This window comes from Paraplanobispora takensis (genome assembly GCF_016863195.1).
GTDB lineage: Bacteria > Actinomycetota > Actinomycetes > Streptosporangiales > Streptosporangiaceae > Planobispora > Planobispora takensis.
Genome location: NZ_BOOK01000014.1, coordinates 176,323 through 200,063, shown reverse-complemented (window position 1 = coordinate 200,063; position 23,741 = coordinate 176,323). Strand labels below are relative to the sequence as shown.

Below are 23,741 nucleotides of genomic sequence, written 5' to 3'. Positions count from 1 at the left end.
CGGCGGGAGCCGTACCGCCGGGTCTATATGACAGCCTGTCGTGATCCCTTGACGCGCCTCCGAGTTTCATGACACCGTGTCATGAAAGAGACGTGGAGCGAGCAGCAGGGTGAGTAAGGGAGTGAGCAGCGGAGTGAGCACGGGCGAGGCGCCGTTCTCCGAAGTCCTCAGGAACGCCACCTGGGGCGACCACCGGTCGGCCGAGGACGACAGCTATCTCAAGGCCCTGATGGCGGGCCGGCTCAGCCGCGAGGCGTACGGCCAGATGGTCGCCCAGCACTACTTCGCCTACGTGGCGCTCGACGGCGTCTCCCGGGCGCTCGCCGGCGACCCGGTCGCCGCGCCGTTCGTCTTCCCCGAGCTCTACCGCGAGGAGGCGCTGGTCCGGGACCTGGAGACGATCTACGGCCCCGGCTGGGCGGACGTGATCGAGCCCTCGGGGCCGACCCGGACCCTGGTCGCCCGGATCGAGCAGGTCGCCACCTGGCCCGGGGGATACGTCGCCCACCACTACACCCGCTACATGGGCGACCTGTCCGGCGGGCAGTTCATCCGGATGGAGCTGGAGAAGATATACGGCTACCGCGCGGGCGGCGGCGTCGACTTCTACCGCTTCGACGCGATCGGCAGCCTCCCCCGGTTCAAGAACGAGTACCGCGCCCGGCTGGACGCGCTGCCCCTCGACGAGGCCGACAAGCAGCGCGTCATCCGCGAGACGAAGCTCGCCTACCAGCTCAACACCGAGGTCCTGGGCGACCTGGGCCGGGTGGCGCGGGCCGAGTCCGCCGCCTGACCTCCGCGCCGGGACCGGGTCCCCGGCCGCCTCACCCCGGCTGGGGAGCCGCGAACACGATGTCGTGGGTCTTCCCGGCCGCGGAGAAGGCCAGCATGGCGGCGCCCTCGGCGGTCACCGCCTCCTCCTCGGCACCGGTCAGCTTCCTGAACGGGCGCACCGTCAGCGTCGCCGTACCGCGCTGCCTGACGACCCGCCAGGTGGCGGCGACGAGGCCGTCCACCAGGAGCATGCTCGGCTCCTCCCCGCTCATGCCGAACCCCTGGTCGGCGACGTTCACGGTGACCAGGCGGCTCAGGTCGGCGTGCGAGCGCAGCAGGTTGTCGTAGTCGTAGACGAACCGCACGGGCGCGGGCGTGTCCGGGTCGGGGCGGGGCGCGTCCGGCAGGTCGAACAGCTCGCGTCCCTGCTCGTCGCGGAAGACCGCCAGCCGCGGCCGGAGCCGCTCGACGATCTCCGTCAGCCGGGTCAGCCCGCACCAGTGCTGCACGTCGCGGACCGTGGCCGGGCCGAACGCGGTCAGATAGCGCAGCACCAGCCGCTCCAGCGAGGCGCCCGCCTCCACCGGCCGCCCCAGCCAGGTCTCGACCGCCTGGTGGGCGGCCGGCCCGCTCTCGCCCCACAGGCCGCGCGGCGGCACCTGCACCAGCGGCACGGACGCGCGGATCGCCTGGGCCATCGAGGCCGGGTCGTTGTCCGGCCACCGCCCGGCCAGCGCCCGGCCCAGCTCGCTGAAGGTCATCGGCCTGTCCGCGAGCAGCTCGCGGGCCGCCGCCACCAGCTCCGCGCGGTCCAGGCCGGTCAGGCCGCGGCGGAAGTTGCTCATCGTCATGCGCTCGATGACCGGCTCCACCAGGGGGCGCAGCCACAGGCAGTCCTCGGCGGTGACCAGGTGGATGGTCGAGCGCATCAGCGCCATCCGCACCGCGCCCCGCTCGCGCAGCAGCTGCGCCGTACCCTGCGGGGTGTAGTCCGCCAGCCGGGACCACAGGCCGAGGTACCACGAGTGGGTGCTCTGGGCCTGCAGCCCGGCCAGGTGCTCCAGCGCCTGCGGCACCGTCAGCTCCGAACGGCGCAGCAGCAACTGCCTGTCGAGGGTGGCACGGTTGAGCGCCCTGGAGCTGAGAGTCGTCATGTGTCCTCTTCCCGTCCTGGTGGACCTGTCCGCCGTCTGTGACAAGCATGCCGGTCATTGCGGAAGGATTGATTCCGCGATGGGAGGAAGCCTCGGCGGATCCGCGGGGCCGTCCCACCCCGCCTGTGCGACCATGGGATCATGCCCCGCATTTCGGCCGCGACGATCGGCGAGCATCGCGCCCAGACACGCGATCGCATCCTGCAGGCGGTCTCGCGGCTGTCCCGGGACCAGGGCATCGACGCCGTCTCGATGACCGACGTGGCCGGCGAGGCCGGGATCACCCGCACCGTCCTGTACAACTACTTCCCCGACAAGGCCACGTTGCTGCTGGCCTTCACCGAGCGGGTGACGAGTTACTTCATCGAGGCCTACGAGCGGGAGCTGCCCGACGACGCCTCCCCCGCCGAGCGGCTGCGGGTGTTCGTCCGGCTCCAGCTGGCCGGGCTGCTGGCCCACCCTCATCCCGGCGCGGCCGACCTGTCGGCGGCCCTGGGCCCGGACGCCTACCAGCGCCTGGCCGACCACGTCGCCCCGATGCAGCGCATCCTGACCGGCATCATCGACAGCGGTGTGAAGGCGGGCGCCTTCCAGGCGCCCGACGTGCCGGCCACCACCCGGATCATCATGGCCGTCATCGGCGCCGAACGGCTGCCGCTGCTCGGCGGCACGGTGACGGTGGAGCAGGCCGAGGAGACCGTCTGCGGCTTCGTCCTGCGCGCCCTGGCCGCCTGAACACCTGGCCGCCCGGCCGCCTGCCGTCCGCCCGATCGTCTGACCGCCTGACCGCCTGACCGCCCGGTCCGGGAAACCGGTCGTTCCCCACTCCTCAGATCGGGCGACGGGCTGCCGATCCATGCGGCGTGATGAATGTCAGTCCAGCCCCGAGTCCGGCGCCGGCCGTGCGAGTGGGCCGTGCGCCCCTGCTCGCCGCCGCGATCGTGCCTCTGGTCACTGCGCTGATCTTCGCGGGCGCCGGCCGGATGCTCGGGCCCGTGCCGGCCTTCCTGCCCGCCTTCCTGGCGGTGGTGTGGGCCAGCGACCTGCTCACCGCCTTCCTGCTGATCACCCAGTTCCGGGCGGGCGGCGACCGCCGCCTGCTGGCCCTGTCCAGCGCCTACCTGTGGTCGGCGGCGGTGATCGTGCCGCACGCGATGGTGTTCTCCGGCCTGTTCGCGCCCACCGGGCTGCTCGGCGCGACGCCGAGCAGCGCGCCGTGGCTGTGGACGGCATGGCACACCGGCTTCCCCCTGCTGATCGGACTCGCGCTGGGGCCGTGGCCGCGCCGGTGGGAGGCCGCGCCCGTCCCGTCCGGGCGCCGGGCGACGATTACCGCGGCCGTGACCGGCGCCGTGATCACCGGAGCCGCCGCCGTCACCTGGCTGGTGACGGCCGGGGCCGGGCACATCCCCGTGATCATGGTCAACGGGGACTACCGGGTGCTGACCGAGAAGTTCGGCGCGGCCATCATCGCGCTGAACGTCATCAGCCTGCTCCTGGCGGTCAGCCGGTTCCGCGGCACCGTCCGGGGGCTGGAGTCGTGGGCGGTGATCGCGGTGATCGCCTCCTGCGGGGACGTGTTCCTCACCCTGTTCGCCGGGGCGCGCTTCACCTTCGGCTGGTACGGCGCCCGCCTGCTGGCCCTGGTGGCCGCGCTGGTGGTCCTCACCTCGCTGCTGCGGGAGATCACCACGCTCTACCGGCGCGTGCGCCGCCACGCCGACGAGCTGGTCCGGCACAACGACGAGCTGCAGCGGGCCAACGCGCTGCGCGACCACCTCGTGGCCGTGGTCTCACACGAGCTGCGCTCACCGCTGACCGCCGTCCGGGGTTTCCTGGAGATCATCGACGAGCACCCCGACCTCTCCGACGAGCGCGCCCGGCAGATGATCGCCCGATCCCAGATCCTGCTCGGCCGGCTGACCATGCTCACCGAGGACCTGCTGACGACACCGGGCGTGCAGGCCGGGCAGCTGCCGGTGCACATGGAGCCGGTGGACCTGCGGGAGGCGCTGTCGGAGTGCGCGGCGCTGTTCCCCGAGGCCTCGATCGTGGTCGACTGCCCGGCCGGCCCCCCGGTGTGGGCCGACCCGCTGCGGCTGCAGCAGATCGTCGGCAACTACGTGCGCAACGCGCTCAAGTACGGCGAGCTCCCGGTCGTGCTGGAGGCGCGCTTCGCCGCCGGCACGGTGGACATCCGAGTCCGCGACCACGGAGGCGGCGTGCCTCAGGGGTTCGTCCCCCACCTGTTCGACGCCTTCAGCCGGGCCGACGACGAGCGCACCCGCAGCATGGCCGGCGTGGGCCTGGGCCTGTCGATCGTCGCCTCGCTCGCGCGCGCCCACGGCGGCAGGGCCTGGTACGACGCCTCCGCCGGTCCCGGCGCCTGCTTCGTGGTGACCCTGCCGCTGGCGCCGGCCGCGCAGTCCCCGGCCTCGTCGGAGCGGTCGTCCTCGCAGGCGGCGAGCCTCGACCCGGCCGCCTGAAGACCCCCCGCGAGGCGCGCGCCGTACGCCGGTTCCCGCCCGTCACCGGGTACGGCGCGGCCCCCGGCCCGTCAGATCGAGCGCGACGAGCAGGAGCACCAGTACGGCCAGCCAGCCGCGGTGCACGGCGGCCCAGGTGTCCTCATCCGGCAGGAGCCACGGCCGGTACGGCCCGCGCACGGCCATGGTGACCGCGACCACCGCGAGCAGCCCGCCCATCCCGGCCAGGGCCGCCGTCCTCCCCTGGCGCACGCGCCCGGCGGCCGAGGCCGCCAGCAGTCCGGCCGCCACGCAGGCCGCCGCCTCCACCGCCGTCTCCGGCACCCGGAGCGTGCCGCCCCGCGGGAGCCGCGCCGTCGCGACCGCGCAGGCCGCCGCCCAGAACGCCGCGGCGGTCAGCCCGGCCAGGCCGCAGCGGAGCCGGTGGCGCAGCCTGCGCGGCACCGGGGTCGCGGCCGTGCTCGCGGTCATGGCGTCGCTCACCGCGAACCCGGCGGCGGCGCCCAGCAGCACCCCCGTCATCCTGAGCAGGATGAGGGAGATCCCCGGGTCCAGCGCGGACCCCGCGCCGATCACGGAGACCGGCAGCAGGGCGAGGACGCCGGCGACCGCGAGCGGGGTCCAGTCGACCGCCCGGACGACCGGCCGCAGGAGCTGGATCACGAGCACGGCTTCCCCTTCACCGGTTCGGCGGCGAACTCGGGGCGCAGGCCGAGCAGGGGGAGGACCTGCTCGATCGTCGTGCCGGGCTTGAGCAGCGTCTCCCAGTGGGCCCAGATCCGTTCCCGGAATCCGGGTGAGGCCAGCAGCCTGCGGGCGTAGCCGAGCTCGGCGGCGCCGTACCGGACCATGCCCAGCGGAGACTGCTGAGTCGCGTAATGGGAGGTGCCGAGCCGGATCTCCCGCTCCCGCACCGGTTCCGGCGGGACGGCCTGGCCGAGCAGCCAGAGCGCCACGACCGTCCTGGCCTGGCCGCGGGCGTCGCACGCCTCCGGCCCCGGCGGGCGCAGCCCCGTCACCCGGTTGACGAGGTTGGAGGCGAGAACGCCGTGGTTGGCGTCCTGTGCCCGGCCCCACCCCATGAAGGTCCCGATGAACCGCTCGTCGTGTTCCTCGTGCATCCACCAGGAGTCGGTGTACTGCCGGACGATCGGCAGGCCGGGCCGTTCCGCCGGGGGCAGCGCCTCGGCCACCGGGCCGACCGCGGCCGCCCAGAGCGGGATCCAGGGCTCATAGCCCGGGAAGGCGCAGTAGGTCACGCTCCCGTGCTTCTCACACCTGCGGGTGTCCGGCCCCACGTAGCGCTCGCGGACCCAGGCGGGCGCGTCCGCGGAGGAGATCACCCTGCCGGTCACGGCGGTCCTCCAGTCACGGATCTCCGCGCCGGGCGCCCGGGCGGACGCGACGGCCCCCGCGGGCACCGCGACCGCCGCGGCGGTCAGAGCCGCGACCACCCGGACCGGCCGGGCCCCGTGCCGCAGCAGCGCCACCGCCGCGAACAGCACCGCCGCCGCCGCGAGGTAGACCGCGTGCAGCCCCGAGGGCCGGGCGGGCCAGTCCGGCCCGTGGAAGGGCACCACCGGCAGGAACCAGTCCCCGTACCCGCTCTGGTTGCTGTTGAGGAAGGTGAGGAAGGCCAGCAGGAACGCCGTCACCGGCACCGCGACCGGCGAGGGCGCCCACCGGCCCAGCAGCGCGCCGAGCGCCGCGGCGAAGGGCACGGCCAGCACCCCCGACAGCGCCTCGTAGGGGTCGAACACCCCCGCCGCCGGGCCGGTGACCAGCCGGACCACCAGGTAGGCGGCCATCACCAGCGCGGCGATCCCGGTCCCCGCGGCCACGGCCGCGCCGATCACCGCCCCGGTCCGGCGTGCCGCCCGGCCGGGCAGCGCGCCCAGCGCCTCGGGCATGCCGCCGCGCGTGTCCCGGGAGGCCGCGAGGTCGGCCGCGAGCATCGCCGCCCCGGCGAGCAGCAGCATGCTCCCCGACATGCCCACCGCCTCGACGTTCAGGTCGGGCAGCCACTCCCAGACCTCGTAGAGCCGCAGGCCCAGGCAGAGCGCGGCGGCGCCCCACAACAACGGGCTGCGCAGCAGCCTGCGGGCCTCGAAGCGGAACAACGACCGCAAACCCGCCGACGGCTCCGTCCCCGGGGGAGCGACGACCATGAGGCTCATGCCGCCGCCTCCGCCGGCGCGCCGAGCAGCAGCAGGTAACCGTCCTCGATCGCCGGTACGGCGGGCGTCCCGCCCGGCGGGTTCTCCCCCAGGGTCCGGTAGCGGCCGTCGGCCGTCCGCCAGAACAGCGCGGATCCGGACGGCGGCGCGTCGGAGATCCACACCTGCCCGGCGGCGACGCCGGCCAGTTCGCCGGGCGTGCCCTCGAACACGACCCGGCCGCCGTTCATCACGACCACCCGCTCGCACAGGGCCGCGACGTCCTCGGTCTGATGGGTGGACAGCAGCACGGTACGGCTCTCGCCGAGCCGCGAGACCAGGGCCCGGAACCGCATGCGCTGCTCGGGGTCCAGGCCGACCGTGGGCTCGTCGAGGATGAGCAGGTCCGGATCGGCGAGCAGGGCCTGGGCCAGCGCGAGCCGCTGCTTCATGCCGCCGGAGAGCTTGCGGACCCGGGTCCGGGCGCGGTCGGCCAGGTCCACCTCGGCCAGCACCCGGCGCACCTCCCGGTGGCGCTCGGCGCGGTCGGTCAGCTCCTTCAGGATCGCCACGTAGTCGGCCAGCTCGAAGACCGTGAAGTGCGGGTAGAAGCCGGGATCCTGCGGCAGGTAGCCCAGCCGGCGGCGGAGCGCGGTGCGCTGCTCGCGGCGGGCGGGATCCAGGCCGAGCGCCCTGATACCGCCGTCGTCGGGGGCCAGGGTGGTGGCCAGGCAGCGCAGCAGCGTGGTCTTGCCCGCGCCGTTCGGGCCGAGCAGGCCGGTCACTCCGGGGCCGAGATCGAGATCGACGCGGTCGAGCACGGTGGTCCGGCCGTAGCGCTTGGCCAGCGCCCGGACCTCTACGGTCGTGTCCAACGGGGTTCTCCAGGGGCCAGGCGGCGGCGCCGCAGATAGACGAGGGGAAGCAGAGCGAGCGTGGCGGCGCCGTACAGGGCCTGCGCCGCGGGGTGGAACGGCAGGAAGCGGTCGTTCAGGACGGCGTGGCAGACCAGCGCCGAGCCGAACCAGCCGGTCGCCAGGACGGCTCCGGCCAGGAGCGGGGAGAAGCGGCCGGACAGCGCCAGCAGGCCGAGGCTGAGCGCCAGCGCGGGCAGCAGCCAGGCCGCGCTCAGCCCGAGCGGGCCGGGGAACAGCAGCGTCGCCCCGCCGGTCAGCCCCAGCGCGACGGCGAGCACCGCGACCGCGCGCAGCAGGAACAGGCGCGGGCCGGACATCGGGGTGGCGGCCTGGGTCTCGTGCACCGGATCGACGTGCCGGCCGTAGGCCACCGCGACGCCCGCCACCGGCAGCACCGGCGCCACCAGCAGGAAGGCCAGCAGGACGTTCTCCTCGCCGGGGACGAGCCGGGCACCGGCCACGGCGAAGGCCAGCACCGCGGCCAGGGCCGCCAGCCAGGCCCGGCTGAGGGAGGGCGTGGCCGACAGCAGCCGCGCCACGTGCCCGGGCACGCCGAGCCGGTGCAGGACCCGTTCGGAGAGCCGGGGCGCGGGCCGGTCCACCACGCCCGCCACCCGCTCCCAGCTCGCCGCCAGCCACTCCGGCTCGTACGGCACCGCCGCGCGGCAGCGCCCGCACCGGGCGAGATGGGCCTCCACCGACATGACCTGGGCGGGTTCCAGGCGGCCGGTCGCGTACCGTTCGGTCAGCCCGTCGGGCAGATGCCAGGTCGTACTCATGCGAGAAACCCCCTGAGCTGGGCTTTCGCCCGCATGACGCGGGTCTTGACGGTGCCTTCCGGCACCCCGAGGAGATGGGCGGCCTCGCGCACGGTGAGTCCGTCCAGGACGGTGGCCTGGATGGCGGCGCGCAGGTCCGGGGAGAGCCGGGCCAGCGCGGTCCCCAGGTCGCCGTGCTCCACGCCGACCAGGACGGCGTCCTCGGCGGACTCGGTGACCGGGTGCGGCGGGGACGCGGCGTGGTGGGCGTCGGGCGTCCGGTCGCCGTCGAAGGAGGTGGTCCGCGGCGCGGTCCCGGACCGGCGCAGGAGGGAGATCAGCCTGCGCACGGCGATGGTCCAGATCCAGGCCGCCGCCTCGCCCTCGGAGGCGCGATAGCGGTGCGCGTCCCGCCAGATCGCGACGAAGGCGTCCTGGATCGCGTCGTCCACGAGGTCGGGATCGGCGCAGCGGCGGGCCAGCCGTATCCGGAGCCAGGGGGCGTGCCGGCGGTGCAGGATCTTCAGCGCCTCGGTGCGCTCCGCGGCGACGGCCAGCAGGAGCGCGGCGTCGTCGCTGTCCGGGCCGATCGGGGGCGGCTCCCGGCGTCTGGCGAGGAATCGGTACACATTCGATCTATCGCAGATCCCACCGCTCCCGGTTCTGCCGGGGTGGGAGTTTCTGTCCGGGAGGACCGGCGGGACCGGCGTCGGCGCCGGTCCGGAAATGTCGGGGGCGGGGGCTAGTTTCTCGATCAGTCCCCGATCCGAGGAGCCAGCGACCCATGTACCGACAGGGTGACATCCTGATCGTGCCCGTTCCCGAAGAGGCCGTCCCCGCCTCCGTCCAGGCCACCCCCTCCGCGCCGCGCGACGCCCGCGGCCGGCTGGTGCTGGCGCTGGGTGAGGCCACCGGCCACGCCCACGCCGTGGTCGGCCCCGGCACCCTGGTCCGCTCCCCGCGCCCGATGGACCCCGACTTCCTGCACGTCCCCTCCGGGGGGCGCGTGGTCCACGAGGAACACGCCGCGATCTCCCTGCCCAAGGGCTGGTACCGCGTGCAGCGCCAGCGCGAATACGTCCCCGGCGCCTTCCGCGTCGTCGCCGACTGACCGCCGCACGAGCCGACCGGCCACCTCCCGAGCCCGCCTTCTTCCGAGCCGACCGCCCGTCCCACGACAGGAGCCTGCCGACATGACCGTCACCATGGAACTCGCCGACGTGCTGGCCGCGACGGCGCGGCGCTGGGAGGAGGTGGCCTTCCGGACCGGTCCCGCCGACCGCCCCGGCGCCGAGGCGGGCATCCGGCTGGCCTACCGCGGCGCAGGACTGCCCGAGCCGGAGAAGATCATCTGGGTCGACTCGCCCGCCGCGGGCGCGCGGGCCATCACCACGCTGGGCGCCGGGCGATCGGTGCGCGAGGAGGTGCGCACCCGGCCGTGGGAGCGGGCCAGGGCCGAGGTGCACGCCTCACTCGGTCCCGCGGAGTGGCCGGTGGCCTGGTCGCTGACCGGGGGCCTGCTCTGGGACCCGGTGAACGCCCTGGTGACGCAGATCCGCCGGGGCATCGCCGCGACCGAGGAGTCCGAGTCCGCCGGGGTCGCGCTGCGCGCCTCGACGCTGGACGCCGTGCTCGGCCAGCAGGACGCCCCGTGGCTGTCGCTGTTCGACGCACTGGGCAGGCCCGAGGTGGAGGGGCTCGTCCAGGTGGCCCGGGCGGCGGGCTGGTGGTGGCCGTTCGAGCGGGTGGCGATCGTCTGCGAGCGCCCCGCCGAGCTGCACCTCGACGAGCTGTCGCGCCTGCACCGCGCCGGCGGGCCCGCCCTGGTCTTCCCCGACGGCTTCGCGCTGCACGCCTGGGGCGGCATGCCGGTCCCGGCCGACTTCGCCCTCTCCATGGCGACGCTGACGCCCGAGCGCATCCGCACCGAGGACAACGCCGAGCTGCGCCGGGTCATGCTCGAGCACTTCGGCTACGACCGCTATCTCGCCGAGTCCGGCGCGACCCCGCTGCACCGTGACGAGACGGGGATCCTGTGGCGGATCGACCTGCCAGGCGACGAGCCGGTGGTGATGGTCGAGGTGGTCAACTCCACCGCGGAGCCCGACGGCACCTTCCGCAAGTACTGGCTGCGCGTCCCGCCCGCCACCCGCACCGCCCGTGGGGGCGTGGCCTGGACCTTCGGCATGCCCGAGGCCGACTACCGCCCCGAGCGCGAGACCTGACGCCTCCCGCTCCCGCCGGCAGGCCCCGGAAAGTCGCAGCGGAGCAGATAAAACATCGGCGACCTCCAAAAAAACATCGTCACCTTTTGGTCCGATATCACAGAACCCGGCTGGAGTCATCTCCTGGACAGGTGAGATTGTTCATAGCGACGGGCAATCGGCCATACCTGGCCTGTCTCGGAAACAAACGATGATTCTCTCTTTCATGGAGGAAGAACCATGATTCGCCGCTTTCTCGCTGGCGCAGCCATCGCCGGCTTCGCCGGCCTGATCTTCGCCGGCCCGGCCTCGGCCACCTGTGACTGGGACAACGGCGGTGGAGGCGGGGGCTCCACCTACATCGAGAACCACGAGAACAACGTCCTGAACGACCTGCTCGACGTGGCCCTCCTCGGGTTCATCGAGAACTGACCTCCTCCGGGAGGCCTCGGGGCGTCCGGCCGCTCGTACCGGACGCCCCGCCCGGGGACGGATCACCCCCGGGCGGTCGCAATCGGGGAATCACACAGGATTCCCCGGGAACACGAATTCCCAAGGACGGAAATCCGTGTTCCCCGGAGCCCACGGCTCCAACCGAAAGACTCTTCTGGAGAGCAGCACATATACGAGAGCGGCTCCACGGCCTTGCTTCCGACCGTGGGGCCGCTCTTATTTTCCCTCATGCACGGATATATCCGAAATTTCATAGAATGCTTGGAATGCGTTCCAGGATGCCGCCGGCGAAGACGTCGTACAGGCCGGTCGGCTCCAGGTGGACGTAGCCGATGTGGCAGTCGCACACCGCCAGCGGGCAGGGCCGGGCCCGGCGGCGGAACGTCCCGTCGTAGAGGTTGCCGAGCACGGCGGGGACGAAGTGGCAGCGCCGTACGGTGCCGTCGCCGTCCACCGAGATCACGCTGTCGCCGGTACGGCAGGGCCGTCCCGCGCTGCGGTGCGGAGTGCGGCTGTAGGGGAACAGCGGATCGATCCCGGTCCAGACGGCGGCCTCGGCGTCGGTGTAGAGGTGACCCTCGGCGGCGTTCACCCACAGGTACACCCCGTCCGGCAGGTCGGCCCTGAGCCTGCGGGCGTGGTCCAGGTGCTCGGGCAGGCCGACGATCCCGACGCTGAACCGCACTCCCCTGCTCACCAGGTCGCGGCACTTGTCGGTGAACCGCTCGTAGGCGACCTGGCTGGGGTGGTAGGTGACCCAGAGGGCGAGCGTGCCGAGGTCCGCCTCGGCCAGCCAGTCCGGGCGGCAGCTGAAGTTGGTCTGGACGGCCACCCGGCGCACGTGCGGCAGGTGGCTGAGCCCGACCATCGCCCGGCGGTACCAGGACCGGACGAGCCCCTCACCCCACGGCGTGAACAGCACCGAGACCGGATGCTCCCGCCCGGCCACCCACCCGGTGAAGCGCTCCAGCGCCGCCCGGTCGGCCCGCAGCCGCTCCGGGCTGTCGCGCCGTTTGGCGAAGGGGCAGTAGGAACAGTCGTAGTCGCAGCTCGACAGCGGCCCCCGGTAGAGGATCGTCAGGTGCTCCGAGTCGCCTGCGTCGTCCGCCGGACCTGTGTCCGCGAGGTGCTCCGGCCTTCCGCCGATCCGGAGCACCTCGGGGGACGCCCCGGCGGCGCGCGGCTCAGCGGGTCTCATAGGCGGCCATCAGCTCGCGGACCGGGGCGGAGAACAGCGCCGGGCCGATCGCGTCGGAGTGCGCCAGCCCTTCGGCGGTCAGCCGGAGCCGGGCGCCCGCCTCCAGCCAGCCCCGGTCCGCCAGGCGCTCCAGTTCCTCGCCGAAGTCCTCGGCGGCCTCGGTGCCGAAACGCTCCCGGTAGGCGGCCGCGTCGAGCCCCTCGGCCTGCAGCAGCGACTGGATCAGGTGACGGCGGCGCCGTTCCCCGGAGTCCAGGCGGAAGCCGACGTTGGCGGCCTCGAAGTCCCGCGGCGTGAGCCGTACGTAGTCGTCGATGATCGCGCGGACCTGGCCGGCGCCGACCGCGTACTCGTAGGAGTAGTGCAGACGGGAGGTGTAGGAGCGGGCGCCGCAGCCCAGCCCGACCATGCCGTCGCTCTGACAGCAGTACTCGGTGGCGCTCGCCGTACCCGGCAGCCGGAACATCCGCATCGACACCTGCTCGTACCCGGCGGCCAGCAGGTGGTCGCGGCCGTACCGGTAGAGGCCGAGCCGGTGGTCGTCCCAGTCGCGCGCCCGGCGGCCGAGACCGGTGAGCGGGCGCACGTACAGCGGATAGAGATAGACCTCCTCGGGCTTCCACTCCAGCGCGGCGTCCAGCGAGTGGCGCCACGACTCCTCGGTCTGCCCGTCGATGCCGTAGATGAGGTCGATGTTGAGGGCCTCGAACCCGGTCTCCCTGATGCGGCCGAGCGCCGCCTCGACCTCGGCCCGCTTCTGCGGGCGGACCGCGGCCCGCGCCTCGGCGTCGACGAAGCTCTGCACGCCGATCGAGATGCGGGTCGTGCCCCGCTCGGCCAGGACCGCCAGCCGGTCGGCGGTCGCGGTGGCGGGCGAGGTCTCCACCGACAGGGGTACGGCGCGCAGGTCCGCGCCCATGATCCGCTCGGTGAGGTCGAACATCCGGGTCAGCTCGCCCGCGCTCAGGTAGGTCGGCGTGCCGCCGCCGATCGCGGCGGTGACGAACCGCGGGCCGTCCAGGGCGTCCCGTACGGCGTGCGCCTGCCGCTCCAGCGCGCCCAGATAGGCGGCGACGAGCTCCTCGGGGGCGCCGGTCCGGGTGAACAGGTTGCAGAAGCCGCAGCGCATCTCGCAGAACGGGATGTGCAGGTAGAGGAAGAGGCTGCCGAGCGGCTCACCCTCCCACACCTCCCGCAGCGACGGACGCGGGTCCAGCGGCCGGTAGGCCGTCTTGTGCGGGTAGGCGTAGACGTATCCCTGGTACGGGCCCGACGCGGAGGGCCTGTCCGTCCCCCTGCCGCCGGCCCCGGCGGCCGTCACGGCCGAAGCCCGCCCGCCGGCCCGTGCGCCCGCCTGCACGATCTCCAGCGTCCGCCCCGCCCTCGGAGTCACCGCCATGCCCCCCGCTCCAGTTCGAACTCTCCGTAGGGCACCGTCCAGACCACCTCATGGCCGATCCGATGCCCGACATATCCGTCTTCGCCGTAGGCCGTCCCGTGATCGGAACAGACGATCGCGAAGCCCGGCCTATCCTGACTCATCAGCGCGAACAGCCTGCCGATGTGCCGGTCCACGTACTCCAGCGCGGCGGCGTGGCTCTCCCGGCCGTCCCCGTGCTCGCGGGTCGCCCCGGGCAGGTGGAACCAGTTCGGCTGGTGCAGCGCCGCGACGTTGACGAACAGGAACACCGGCCCGCCCGTCCGCGCCCGCGCCCGCGCGACCGCCCGCTCCGCGCACGCGATCTGCTGCTCGAACGAGGTCGGCGAGGTGACGCCGAAACCCCGATCCCAGTGGCTCTCGGCGAACATCCCGGGCAGCGCCGACCCGAGGGGGGTCAGCTTGTTGAAGAAGCCCACGCCCCCGACGCAGATCGTGTGATAGCCCGCCTTCGCCAGCCCGGCGGGCAGGTCCGGCGCGTCGAACACCCACGTCCCGCCGGTCGTGGTCTCACTGCCGGGGAAGGTGGCGGCGAAGAGCCGGGGATGCGGACCGGGCGCGACCGGCGTCGGCAGGAACCCGGCGAGGATCGCGGCGTGCGCGGCGTAGGTGAAGCTCCCCGGACTGTGCCTCCGCTCCCACCTCCCCCCGGGCAACGCCCGCGCCAGATTCGGCGACCGCCCCGCCCGGACCAGCTCGTCGGCCACGTCGTAGCGGAGCGTGTCCAGCGTCACCAGCAGCAGATCGTGACCCCCCACGACCGCGTTCATGTCCCGCATCCCACTCACCTCACCACTCCCCCCACCACCGAGAAGGCGCCCACGTCCCCAACCCGCGTCGAGACACCCCTCGCCCCTGACGCCCCGGCGCCCTTCACCCGGGACACACTCGAAGCAACCGCCCTCACGTCCCCCGCCCGCATCACACCCGCCCCCGCACCGGGACGTCCCTCGTTCCCGGCGCCGGTGCGACGGGAGGGGGTACGGCGGTGTCCGGCGCCGCCGTACGGCGGGACAGGATCGCCCGGACCTGGGCCCCGTAGGTGTCCAGGTCCTCGGCGCCGCTCCCGGGGAAGCCCGTCAGCCCGGGCAGGAGGTCGCCGAAGGCGTTGACCTCGGCCACCGCGACCGACCGCCAGTCGACGCCGATCATCACGTCGACCCCGGCGACCGGGCTCGCGGGAAAGCACGCGGCGGCCCGGGCGCAGGCGTCCAGCACCCGTTCCCAGCCCCCCTCCCCCAGCCGGGCCCGGACCGCGCCGAGGTCGCCCCGCGCACCGCCCAGGTGCAGGTTCGTCATGGGGGTACGGCCGGCGCGGACGACGGCGTGCGTGGGCACACCGTCCACGACGACCACCCGCAGGTCGATGGTGCGCCCGTCGTGCCCGGCCTTGGGGAACCAGCACTCGACGTGCAGCCCGTCCCCGGCCAGCCGGTCGACGATCACCCGCAGATCGGCCTCGTTCTCGTAGCGGCGCACCCGCAGCGAGTTGTGCAGCCCGCCCGAGGACAGCTCCGCCGACGTCACCGCCAGAACCCGGCTCCCGGCCGCGTGCAGGGCGATCACCCCGGACGCCGACGAACCGTGCGCGGGCTTGACGAACACCCGGCCCCATCCGGCCCGGTCCATCTGCTCGCGCAACGAGGCGTACCCCTCGACCGGTCCGGGCAGCGCGGGCGGCACCGGCACCCCGGCCGCCGCCAGCCGCGCGTGGCACAGCCGCTTGTCGAACATGACCGCGATCTCATCGACGTCACCGAGCAGCCCCGCCCCGGGCGTGCGCTCCACGGCCTCCCGGACCCGCGCCATTCCCGCGGTGAACGCGGCGTGCCAGCGCGCGCCCCCGCCGACGCGGGACGGCTCGCCGGGCCCGCGCAGCAACGCGTCGGCCTCGGCGTCCTCCCCGGGCGAGTCGATCCGCACGAGGGTCCCGGGCTCCAGCGTGATCTCCCCGCCCCGCAGCACGGAGGTCCACGGGATCACCTCCGGCGGGCGCAGGCCGTACCGGACGCAGGCGTCGGCGAACATCGTCACCCGCCGATCCCCGGGCGTCCCGGCCACCGCGAGCAGCGGACTCATCCGGCCACCGCCGTAAGGCACCGCACGTGCCCCTCGCCCGCTCTCATTCGGACACCGCGACGTAGCGCCAGTCGTTCCTGATGTCCTCCTGGTCCGACAGGTCGATCTCCGCCTCCGGCAGCGCCTTGCGGACGCGCTCGACCAGGACGTCGCTCAGGTAGTGGTGGTGCAGGTCCAGGCGCCCGAGGTGGGTCAGCGGCTGGCCGGACAGCAGCGCCTCGGCGCCGGTGTCGGTCAGTGAGCCCATCGACAGGGACAGGGACTCCAGCCGCGCGACGATCGGGGCGGCGGCCACCGCGGCGGCGATCTCGTCCTGGATCTCGCTGTCCTGCAGGCCCAGGTGCCGCAGCGCGGGCAGCCGCTCCCCCGACAGGATCCCGGCGAGGTCTGCCACGGTGGCGTCGCCGCCGTACTGCTCGACGCCGAGCCACAGCTCCAGATACTCCAGCGCGGGCAGGTCGCACCCGCCCACCGCGCGCACCACCCCGGCGGGCAGCCCGCCGGACTCGAAGCGCAGGATCCTCAGGTTCCCGTGCCGCACCGGCCGCAGCTCCAGGCCGCTGCCGCCGCGCACCTCCAGCCGCTCCAGCAGCGGGAACGCCTCCAGCAGCGGCGTGACGTCACTCTGCTGGATCCAGGAGATCTCGCACTCCTCCCCCTCCATCGCGCCGAGGAAGAGCGAGCGCAGTGCCGGGAAGCGGCCGGCGTTGTCCGTCAGGAGCCGGACGATCGTGGAGCTGCCGTCCTCGTAGGCGTCCTCCCAGCTGCCGATGATGATCGCCTTGACGGCGGTGGTGTCCACCTTCGCCGTGAACCGGGTGAACTGCTCCTCGAAGCTCTCCTCCGCGTCATAGGTCTCGACCGACAGCCGCCACGCCGCCTCGCCCGCGGCGGGGAGTTCCTCGTCGTCATCCTTCTCGGGTGCGAACGCGATCGGCAGACCGGCGTAGGTCCCCTCGGAAAGGTTGCTCACGCGGTCGTTGAACTCGGTGTGGTCCATCCCGGCTCCTGTCAGGCGAAATACGACGGACCATGTCCTACCAGAGATCGGCGACACTCCGGGTGATCCGGGTGCGGGCGAGGTCACTCCGCCACCGCCACGTAGCCCGGGCCGCTGGTCCGCTCCCGGCCGGACAGGTCTGTCTCGGCTCCGGGCAGGGCCTTGCGGACACGGCTCATCATCGCGTCGCTCAGGAAGTGGTGGTGCAGGTCCAGGCGCCGTAGATGCGTCAGCGGCTGGCCGGACAGCAGCGCCTCGGCGCCGGTGTCGGTCAGTGAGCCCATCGACAGGGACAGGGACTCCAGCCGCGCCACCACCGGCGCCGAGGCCACCGCCGCCGCGATCTCGTCCTGGATCTCACTGTTCTGCAGACCCAGGTGCCGCAGCGCGGGCAGCCGCCCGCCCGACAGGATCGGCTCCAGGTCCTCCACGGTGGCGTCGCCGCCGTACTCCAGCATGCCGAACCACAGCTCCAGATACTCCAGCGCGGGCAGGTCGCAGGCGCCCACCCCGCGCACGACCTCAACGGGGAGCCCACCCGACTCGAACCGCAGGATCCTCAGGTTCCCGTGGCGTATAGGCCGCAGCCGCAGGCCCTCACTCCCTCTGACCTCCAGCCGCTCCAACAGCGGGAACGCCTCCAGCAGCGGTGTGACGTCGCCGTGCTCGATCCAGGAGATCTCACATATCTCCTGTCTCATCGCACCGAGGAAGAGCGAGCGCAGCGCCGGAAACCGGGACGCGTTGTCCACGAGCGAACGGACCACCGCATCCTCGCCGTCGACGGGGTCCGGCCGTTCACCGATGATGACCGCCTTCACCTCCGTGGTATCCACCTCCTCCAGGAACAGGGTGAACTGCTCCTCGAAGGCCTCCACCTTCTCGTAGGGCGTCACCGAGATCCGCCACGCCGCCCCGCCCGCAGCGGGGATCTTCTGGCCCTTCCTCTCGGGCACGGACACGATCGGCAGACCGGCGTAGCTCCCCTCATCGAGGTCGCTCACACTGTCGTTGAACTCGGAGTAGTCCACCTGGGCTCCTGTCAGGGGAAGTACGGCGGACCTGTCCTACCAGAGATCGCCGACACCCCAGAACCCGTCTCGCAGGAACGGCCGCGGCGCCCCGGAGACCGGAAGATCACTCCGAGACCGCGACGTAGCGCCAGTCGTCCTCCTCGGCCTCCTGGCGGTCGGACAGGTCGACCGCGACCCCGGGGAGCGCCGCGCGGATCCGCTCCGTCATCGCCTCACTCAGGAAGTGGTGGCTCAGGTCCAGGCGCCTGAGGTGGGTCAGCGGCTGGCCGGACAGCAGCGCCTCGGCGCCGGTGTCGGTCAGCGTGCCCATGGCCAGGGCGAGCGTCTCCAGCCGGGCCACCACCGGCGCCGAGGCCACCGCCGCGGCGATCTCGTCCTGGATCTCACTGTTCTGCAGGCCCAGGGAGCGCAGCGCGGGCAGCCGCTCCCCCGACAGGATCGGCTCCAGATCCGCCACCGTGGCGTCGCCGCCGTACTCCTCGACGCCCAGCCACATGTCCAGGTCCTCCAGTGCGGGGAACTGCGAGGCGCCGACCGCCCGGACGACCTCGGCGGGCAGGCCGCCGCTCTCGAACTCCAGCGTCCGCAGCGCCCCGTGCCGCACCGGCCGCAGCAGCAGGCCGCTGCTCCCCCGGATGCGCAGGAACTCCAGCTTCGGGAACGCCTCCAGCAGCGGGGTGACGTCGCCGTGCTCGATCCAGGAGATCTCCGACTCCTCCTGTCCGATGTCGCCGAGATGGATCGAGCGCACATTCCTCAGCCGGTCGGCCGCCCCGCTCAGCAGCCCGACCGGCAGCTCGGAGCTGCACCCCGCGTATCCGGCTCCCCACCAGCCCACGACGATCTCGCGCACGCGGCCGGGGTCGCGGGTGGCCATGAACGTGTCGAACTCCCGCTGGATCGTGGGGTCCTGCCCCCTCTCGGAGGGGTCGCCGGCCAGGTTCCAGGTGACGCCGCCTGTCGCGTTCTCGTCGGTCATATGCGTTCCTTCACGGGCTGGGACGGACGCCCATGTCCTACCAGAGATCGCCGGCGTTCCCCAGACGCCCCGCGCGAACGCGCACCCGCCCACGCCCGCCCGCCCCGCCCGCCCCGGCCTCTCCGGCCTCTCCGGCAGAGAACCGGCGGGGAATCAGACGGCGGGCCCCGTTGTTGCCTTCCTCCTGTCACGATGGATCACCGGACGCCGCGGGCGGTCGCGCGCGGGGCATCGGGAAGGACGGGCGTCATGGACAACGGTCACATCCGGTTCTCCTCGCCCGCCGGGCGGTGGATCCTGCTGGCCACCGTGCTCGGCTCGGGGATCACGATGCTGGACGGCACCGTGGTCAACGTGGCGTTGCCCGCCCTCGGCGCGGACCTGGGGGCCGACATGGCGGGCCTGCAGTGGACGGTCAACGCCTACACGCTCACGCTGGCGGGCCTGATCCTGCTCGGCGGCTCGCTCGGCGACCGGTACGGCAGGCGCAGGATCTTCCTCGTCGGCGCCGTCTGGTTCGCCCTGGCCTCGGCCCTGTGCGGCATGGCGCTCACCGCGGAGATGCTGATCGCGGCCCGGGCGCTGCAGGGCGTCGGCGGGGCGCTGCTGACCCCGGGCTCCCTGGCGATCATCCAGGCGTCCTTCACCCGGGACGACCGGCCCCGGGCGATCGGCGCCTGGTCGGGGCTGGGCGGGGTGGCCGCGGCGGTCGGCCCGCTGCTGGGCGGGTGGCTGGTGGACACGGCCGGCTGGCGGTGGGTGTTCCTGATCAACCTTCCGGTGGCGGTGCTCGTGGTGGCGGTGGCCGTACGGCACGTGCCGGAGAGCAGGGACACCGGCGCCTCCGGGCGCTTCGACGTGCTCGGCGCGGTGCTGGCCGCCCTGGCCCTGGCCGGGATCACCTACGGCCTCATCGACCTGCTGCCGATCCCGCTGGCGATCGGCGCGGCGCTGGGGGCGGCGTTCGTCCTCCTGGAGATCCGGCGCTCGCCGGACGCCCTGGTGCCCGTCGGGATGTTCGCCTCCCGGGTGTTCACCGCGGTGAACGCGGTCACGTTCGTCATGTACGCCGCGATGGGCGTGGTGTTCTTCCTGCTGGTCGTCCAGCTCCAGGTCTCCGCCGGCTTCTCGCCGCTGCTGGCCGGGTCGGCGATGATCCCGGTGACGGTGCTGATGCTGCTGCTGTCGGCGCGCGCCGGTGAGGTGGCCAAGCGGATCGGGCCGCGGATCCCCATGACGGCGGGCATCCTGCTGTGCGCCGCGGCGCTGCTGTGGATGGCGGGGATCGGGGAGGGCTCCGATTACGTCACCGGGGTGCTGGCGCCGATGGCGCTGTTCGGCCTGGGCCTGTCGGCGGCGGTCGCGCCGCTCACCGCGACCGTGCTGGCCACCGCCGAGGAGCGCTACGCCGGGGTGGCCAGCGGCGTCAACAACGCGGTGGCCCGCACCGGCAGCCTGCTGGCGGTGGCCGCGATCCCGCCGCTGGCCGGCCTGACCGGTGACGCCTTCACCTCCCCGGCCGCGTTCACCGCGGGCTTCCGCACGACGATGCTGGTCGGTGCGGCGATGATGGCCCTGTCCGCGCTGGTCACCTTCCTGACCATCCGCGAGAACGTGCTGGCCGCCACGGAGCCGTGCATGAGCTGCCAGGTGAGCGCTCCGGCCATGGCCACGCCCGGAAGCGGCGAGCGGGGAGCGGACCTTCCGTCCCCGGGTCCGGACCCGTCATCCCGGGGGCCGAAGCCTCCGGCCTGAGGACGACCGCCCGCCCGGGGCCGGCCCGGCCGCGGGAACCCGCGTGCTCGTCGGCGGCCGTGCTCACCGCGCGGCGAAGTACTCCGCCACGACCCGGGTGTGCAGCGGGAACGCCAGCTCCTCCGGCTCGCCGATCACCAGCCACTCCGTCGCCTCGGTCGTGGGCGCGACCGGCGGGAGGTCGGCCGCGGCGGTCGGCGGCCCCGCGGCGAAGATCAGCACGGTGCCGTCGGGGGCGCTGAGGACGTCCAGCAGCCGCACGCCGTCCACATCGACGGCGATGCCCGTCTCCTCGCGCAGCTCCCGTACGGCCGCCTGCTGCCAGGACTCGCCCGTCTCGATGAAGCCGCCGGGCAGGGCGAGCCTGCCGAGGTGCGGTTCGATGGCGCGGCGGAGCACCAGCAGGCCCTCGTCCACGGGCAGCACCATGACCGCGACCGGCAGCGGGTTGAGGTAGCTGGTGTTCTCGCAGCCGGAGCAGGTGCGCGGCCAGGCCTGGTCGGCGGCGAAGGCCGTACCGCAGTAGGAGCAGTGCGCGTTCTTGATCGTCACGACCACGAGACTAGAGCCCCGCGACCCGTGCCGGGTCAGAAGGTGAAGCGCTGGCTGCGCACGCTGTTGTCGAAGTTGGACAGCAGCAGCTCCGGCTCGCCCACCGAGCGGGCCTCGGGCATGCGGGTGAACAGCTCCTTGAACATGGTGCGGATCTCCTGGCGGGCCAGGTTGGCGCCCAGGCAGAAGTGCGGGCCGGGACCGCCGAAGCCGACGTGGGCCTTGGCGTCGCGGGTGATGTCGAAGCGGTCGGGGTCGGGGAAGACCTCCGCGTCGCGGTTGGCCGAGCCGTAGAAGAGCACGACCTTGTCGCCCGGCTTCAGGTGCAGGCCGCGCAGGTCGTAGTCCTGGGTGACGGTGCGGCGGAACTGCATGATGGGCGAGACGTAGCGGACCATCTCCTCGATCGCGCCGCCGATGCGGCCGTCGAAGTCCTCCATCAGCAGCGCGCGCTGCCCGGGGTTGTCGGTGAGCAGCTTGATGCCGTGCGCCATGGTGTTGCGGGCGGTCTCGTTGCCCGCCACCAGCAGCAGCGCGAAGAACGACCCGAGCTCGCGGTCGGTCAGCCTCTCCCCGTCCACGTTCGCGGTCACCAGCGCCGAGACGAGGTCGCCCCGGGGCTCGCGGGCCCGCTCCTTGCCCAGTTCGATCACCATGCGCTGCAGGGCGAGCAGGGCGAACATGTTCTGCCCGGCCATCCGGACCGTCTGCGGCAGGCTGGGCCGCACGCCGGTGTAGGCGGTGGAGACGTCGACGTGCTTGTGGACCTTCTCCCGGATGTCGTCGGGGACGCCCATCATGTCGCAGATGACGTGGATGGGCAGCCGGGCGGCCACCTGGCTCACGAAGTCGCCGCCGGGCCCGGCGGCCAGCGCCTCGTCGACGATCCTGGCGCAGGCCTTCTCGATGTCGCCCTGCAGGTTGGCCAGCATCTTCGGGCTGAACGCCCGCGAGACGATGCGGCGCAGCCGGGCGTGCCGGGGGTCGTCCATGTTCACCATCGACTCGCCGAACACGTGCTTGACCCAGCCCGGCGGCTCGGGGTTGGTGACGGCCGGCTCGCTGGAGAACACCTTGGCGTTACGGCTGGCCTCCACCACGTCGGCGTGGCGCACCAGCGCGTAGAACCCCTTGCCCGAGCGCAGCAGCGGCACCTTCTTCTCGGGGAAGAAGACGGGACGCTCCAGCTCGCGCAGCCGGGCGAAGGCCTCGTGCCGCTCGGCGAGCGGGCGGCGCCAGAAGCCCAGATCGGCCAGGTCGATGTCCATGCTCCAATCCTGGCACGTTCTTTATGCGCACCGGTCACGCGGATTTCATGTTTCGGCAGGATGCGGGTTCGAATCGGCGGAAAACATTCCAGGCATGAGAGCCATGCTCCTCGCCTCGGCCGTCCTGGCCACCACCCTCGTCTCCCCCTCCCCCGCGGCCTCCCAGGTCTCCGCGCGCGCCTGCTCCGGCGTCCCCTCCGACTTCGACGGCGACGGCCGCGCCGACCTCGCGGTCGCCGCGCCGTACGCGACGGTGGGCGGTCACGCGCGCGCCGGCTCCGTGACGATCCTGTACGGCATGCGCGCCGAGCGGCGGCTCACCCAGGACGGCCCCGGCGTGCCCGGCGAGGCCGAGACCGGGGACGCGTTCGGCTCGGCGCTGGCCGTCGGCGACTTCGACGGCGACCGCTGCGCCGACCTGGCCGTCGGCGTCTCCGAGGAGGACCGGCCGGGCCCCGGTTCGGACGGCAAGGGGGTCGTGCAGCTCTTCCGGGGCTCGCCGGACGGGCTGCGTCCCGGCAAGACGATCGGCTCCGGGGACCTGGGGCGTAAGCGCGGCCCGGACCGGTTCGGGGCCGCGCTGGCCGCCGGGGACCTGGACGGCGACGGCGACGACGAGCTGACGGTCGGGATCCCCGGGCTGGGCGGGGGCGGCGTCGGGGTCTACGGGTACCGGGGGCGCGCGCCGTACGTCATCACCCAGGACAGCGGCTGGGTGGACCAGGGCGAGCGCGCGACCGACCAGTTCGGGGCGGTGCTGGCGACCGGCGACTTCGACGGCGACGGCCGGGCCGAGGTGGCCGTGGGCGCGCCGGGCGACACGATCCTGAAGAACGGGCAGGGCTCGGTCACCGTGCTCGACGTCCGGCGGCGCAGGGCCGCGCAGCTCACCCAGGACAGCCCGTGGATCACCGGCCGCGCCGAGGTCTGGGACGGCTTCGGCGCCGCGCTGGCCACCGGCGACTTCAACGCCGACGGCCGCTCGGACCTGGCGATCGGGGTGCCGGGAGAGGGGCTGACCGCCGGCCAGCGGGCGATGGACTACGGCGACGGCACCGTGGTGGTCGTCTACGGCGCGCGGGCGGGCCTGCGGACCGCGACCTCCGAGGCCTGGTCGCAGCGGGGGTTGAAGGGGAGGCCGCGCTACTCCGACCGGTTCGGCGCCGCGCTGGCCGCCGGCGACTTCAACGGCGACGGCGACGACGAGCTGGCGATCGGGGTACCGGGCGAGAACGCCGTGCAGGTGCTCGCCGGGACCCGCTCCGGCGGCCTGACCAAGAAGAACGACCTGCTGCTCACCGGTCGCGGCGGGGACTTCGGCGCGGCCCTGGCGGCCGTCCCCGGCCCCGGCCGGGGCGAGGAGCTGATCGTCGCGGCTCCGGGGACGGGCAGGCTCACCCTGCTGCGCGGGACGACGCGCAAGGGCGCGTATCCGGGCCTGCGCCCGGCGACGGCGACGACCTTCGCCACCGCCGCCGGGGACACGCTGTTCGGCTACGCCATCACCCGGACCGGGTCGTGACCCGGGTGGAGCGT

The 23,741-nt window shown here is 73.4% G+C and carries 23 protein-coding genes; 8 read left to right on the top strand and 15 right to left on the bottom strand.

Going from position 1 to position 23,741, the window contains the following annotated elements:
* The first annotated feature begins 121 nt into the window (after positions 1-121).
* A complete protein-coding gene (locus Pta02_RS11210) occupies positions 122-793 on the top strand; it encodes a biliverdin-producing heme oxygenase (protein ID WP_203874668.1) in 672 nt (223 codons plus the stop codon).
* A 31-nt stretch (positions 794-824) separates the two neighbouring features.
* On the opposite strand, the gene Pta02_RS11205 is transcribed toward Pta02_RS11210, so the two are convergent.
* A complete protein-coding gene (locus Pta02_RS11205) occupies positions 825-1,928 on the bottom strand; it encodes a winged helix DNA-binding domain-containing protein (RefSeq protein ID WP_203874667.1) in 1,104 nt (367 codons plus the stop codon).
* 141 nt (positions 1,929-2,069) lie between these two features.
* Here Pta02_RS11205 and Pta02_RS11200 point away from each other — a divergent pair, with 141 nt between their 5' ends.
* Positions 2,070-2,663 (top strand): TetR/AcrR family transcriptional regulator, encoded by a 594-nt coding sequence (locus Pta02_RS11200; RefSeq protein WP_203874666.1) that lies wholly within the window; start codon positions 2,070-2,072, stop codon positions 2,661-2,663.
* A gap of 167 nt (positions 2,664-2,830) precedes the next feature.
* Positions 2,831-4,414: a sensor histidine kinase gene (locus tag Pta02_RS11195; protein ID WP_203874665.1), complete on the top strand. Its 1,584-nt coding sequence runs from the start codon at positions 2,831-2,833 to the stop codon at positions 4,412-4,414.
* Positions 4,415-4,456: 42 nt separating this feature from the next.
* On the opposite strand, the gene Pta02_RS11190 is transcribed toward Pta02_RS11195, so the two are convergent.
* Genes Pta02_RS11190 through Pta02_RS11170 form a run of 5 tightly spaced genes read right to left on the bottom strand, consistent with a single transcriptional unit; the run spans position 4,457 to position 8,874 of the window.
* Positions 4,457-5,083, bottom strand: a complete 627-nt coding sequence (locus Pta02_RS11190) for a hypothetical protein (protein WP_203874664.1) — start codon at positions 5,081-5,083, stop codon at positions 4,457-4,459.
* Positions 5,074-6,591, bottom strand: a complete 1,518-nt coding sequence (locus tag Pta02_RS11185; RefSeq protein ID WP_203874663.1) for a hypothetical protein — start codon at positions 6,589-6,591, stop codon at positions 5,074-5,076. The genes Pta02_RS11190 and Pta02_RS11185 overlap by 10 nt, the downstream gene beginning before the upstream one ends.
* Complete coding sequence (locus tag Pta02_RS11180) at positions 6,588-7,445, bottom strand: ATP-binding cassette domain-containing protein (RefSeq protein ID WP_203874662.1); 858 nt, start codon at positions 7,443-7,445, stop codon at positions 6,588-6,590. Before Pta02_RS11180 ends, Pta02_RS11185 begins: the two co-directional genes overlap by 4 nt.
* Complete coding sequence (locus Pta02_RS11175) at positions 7,430-8,266, bottom strand: cupin domain-containing protein (RefSeq protein WP_203874661.1); 837 nt, start codon at positions 8,264-8,266, stop codon at positions 7,430-7,432. Before Pta02_RS11175 ends, Pta02_RS11180 begins: the two co-directional genes overlap by 16 nt.
* Entirely contained in the window at positions 8,263-8,874 is a 612-nt protein-coding gene (locus Pta02_RS11170) for an RNA polymerase sigma factor (protein ID WP_203874660.1), read from the bottom strand. Before Pta02_RS11170 ends, Pta02_RS11175 begins: the two co-directional genes overlap by 4 nt.
* 155 nt (positions 8,875-9,029) lie before the next feature.
* Here Pta02_RS11170 and Pta02_RS11165 point away from each other — a divergent pair, with 155 nt between their 5' ends.
* From Pta02_RS11165 to Pta02_RS11155, 3 genes are all read left to right on the top strand, one after another.
* Positions 9,030-9,356, top strand: coding sequence for a DUF8820 family protein (locus Pta02_RS11165; protein WP_203874659.1), 327 nt, complete (start codon positions 9,030-9,032; stop codon positions 9,354-9,356).
* Positions 9,357-9,438: 82 nt separating this feature from the next.
* Positions 9,439-10,470, top strand: coding sequence for a DUF6745 domain-containing protein (locus Pta02_RS11160; protein ID WP_203874658.1), 1,032 nt, complete (start codon positions 9,439-9,441; stop codon positions 10,468-10,470).
* A gap of 219 nt (positions 10,471-10,689) precedes the next feature.
* Positions 10,690-10,881 carry a hypothetical protein gene (locus Pta02_RS11155; protein ID WP_203874657.1) on the top strand — a complete coding sequence of 64 codons (192 nt, stop codon included), beginning with the start codon at positions 10,690-10,692 and terminating at the stop codon, positions 10,879-10,881.
* A gap of 271 nt (positions 10,882-11,152) precedes the next feature.
* Here Pta02_RS11155 and Pta02_RS11150 read toward each other — a convergent pair whose 3' ends face one another.
* The 7 genes from Pta02_RS11150 to Pta02_RS11120 form a co-directional block, all read right to left on the bottom strand.
* Positions 11,153-12,100 (bottom strand): STM4011 family radical SAM protein, encoded by a 948-nt coding sequence (locus tag Pta02_RS11150; RefSeq protein ID WP_203874656.1) that lies wholly within the window; start codon positions 12,098-12,100, stop codon positions 11,153-11,155.
* A complete protein-coding gene (locus tag Pta02_RS11145) occupies positions 12,087-13,499 on the bottom strand; it encodes an STM4012 family radical SAM protein (RefSeq protein WP_203874655.1) in 1,413 nt (470 codons plus the stop codon). Before Pta02_RS11145 ends, Pta02_RS11150 begins: the two co-directional genes overlap by 14 nt.
* Positions 13,490-14,317, bottom strand: a complete 828-nt coding sequence (locus tag Pta02_RS11140; RefSeq protein WP_377237399.1) for an STM4013/SEN3800 family hydrolase — start codon at positions 14,315-14,317, stop codon at positions 13,490-13,492. The genes Pta02_RS11145 and Pta02_RS11140 overlap by 10 nt, the downstream gene beginning before the upstream one ends.
* A 142-nt stretch (positions 14,318-14,459) precedes the next feature.
* On the bottom strand, positions 14,460-15,617 hold the full coding sequence (locus tag Pta02_RS11135; RefSeq protein WP_203874653.1) for an STM4014 family protein: 1,158 nt from the start codon (positions 15,615-15,617) through the stop codon (positions 14,460-14,462).
* 43 nt (positions 15,618-15,660) lie between these two features.
* The gene (locus Pta02_RS11130) at positions 15,661-16,617 is read right to left on the bottom strand and encodes an STM4015 family protein (RefSeq protein ID WP_203874652.1); all 957 of its coding nucleotides are present in this window, start codon (positions 16,615-16,617) and stop codon (positions 15,661-15,663) included.
* Positions 16,618-16,700: 83 nt separating this feature from the next.
* Positions 16,701-17,648: an STM4015 family protein gene (locus tag Pta02_RS11125; RefSeq protein WP_239130134.1), complete on the bottom strand. Its 948-nt coding sequence runs from the start codon at positions 17,646-17,648 to the stop codon at positions 16,701-16,703.
* Positions 17,649-17,754: 106 nt separating this feature from the next.
* Complete coding sequence (locus Pta02_RS11120; protein WP_203874651.1) at positions 17,755-18,630, bottom strand: STM4015 family protein; 876 nt, start codon at positions 18,628-18,630, stop codon at positions 17,755-17,757.
* Between the two features lie 249 nt (positions 18,631-18,879).
* Between Pta02_RS11120 and Pta02_RS11115 the strand changes: the two genes are divergently transcribed.
* The gene (locus Pta02_RS11115; protein ID WP_203874650.1) at positions 18,880-20,385 is read left to right on the top strand and encodes an MFS transporter; all 1,506 of its coding nucleotides are present in this window, start codon (positions 18,880-18,882) and stop codon (positions 20,383-20,385) included.
* 63 nt (positions 20,386-20,448) lie between these two features.
* Here Pta02_RS11115 and Pta02_RS11110 read toward each other — a convergent pair whose 3' ends face one another.
* Both Pta02_RS11110 and Pta02_RS11105 read right to left on the bottom strand, forming a co-directional pair.
* On the bottom strand, positions 20,449-20,937 hold the full coding sequence (locus Pta02_RS11110; protein WP_203874649.1) for an NUDIX domain-containing protein: 489 nt from the start codon (positions 20,935-20,937) through the stop codon (positions 20,449-20,451).
* Between the two features lie 35 nt (positions 20,938-20,972).
* The gene (locus Pta02_RS11105) at positions 20,973-22,205 is read right to left on the bottom strand and encodes a cytochrome P450 (protein ID WP_203874648.1); all 1,233 of its coding nucleotides are present in this window, start codon (positions 22,203-22,205) and stop codon (positions 20,973-20,975) included.
* A 94-nt stretch (positions 22,206-22,299) separates the two neighbouring features.
* Here Pta02_RS11105 and Pta02_RS11100 point away from each other — a divergent pair, with 94 nt between their 5' ends.
* Positions 22,300-23,727 (top strand): FG-GAP repeat protein, encoded by a 1,428-nt coding sequence (locus Pta02_RS11100; RefSeq protein WP_203874647.1) that lies wholly within the window; start codon positions 22,300-22,302, stop codon positions 23,725-23,727.
* The last annotated feature ends 14 nt before the right edge of the window (positions 23,728-23,741 follow it).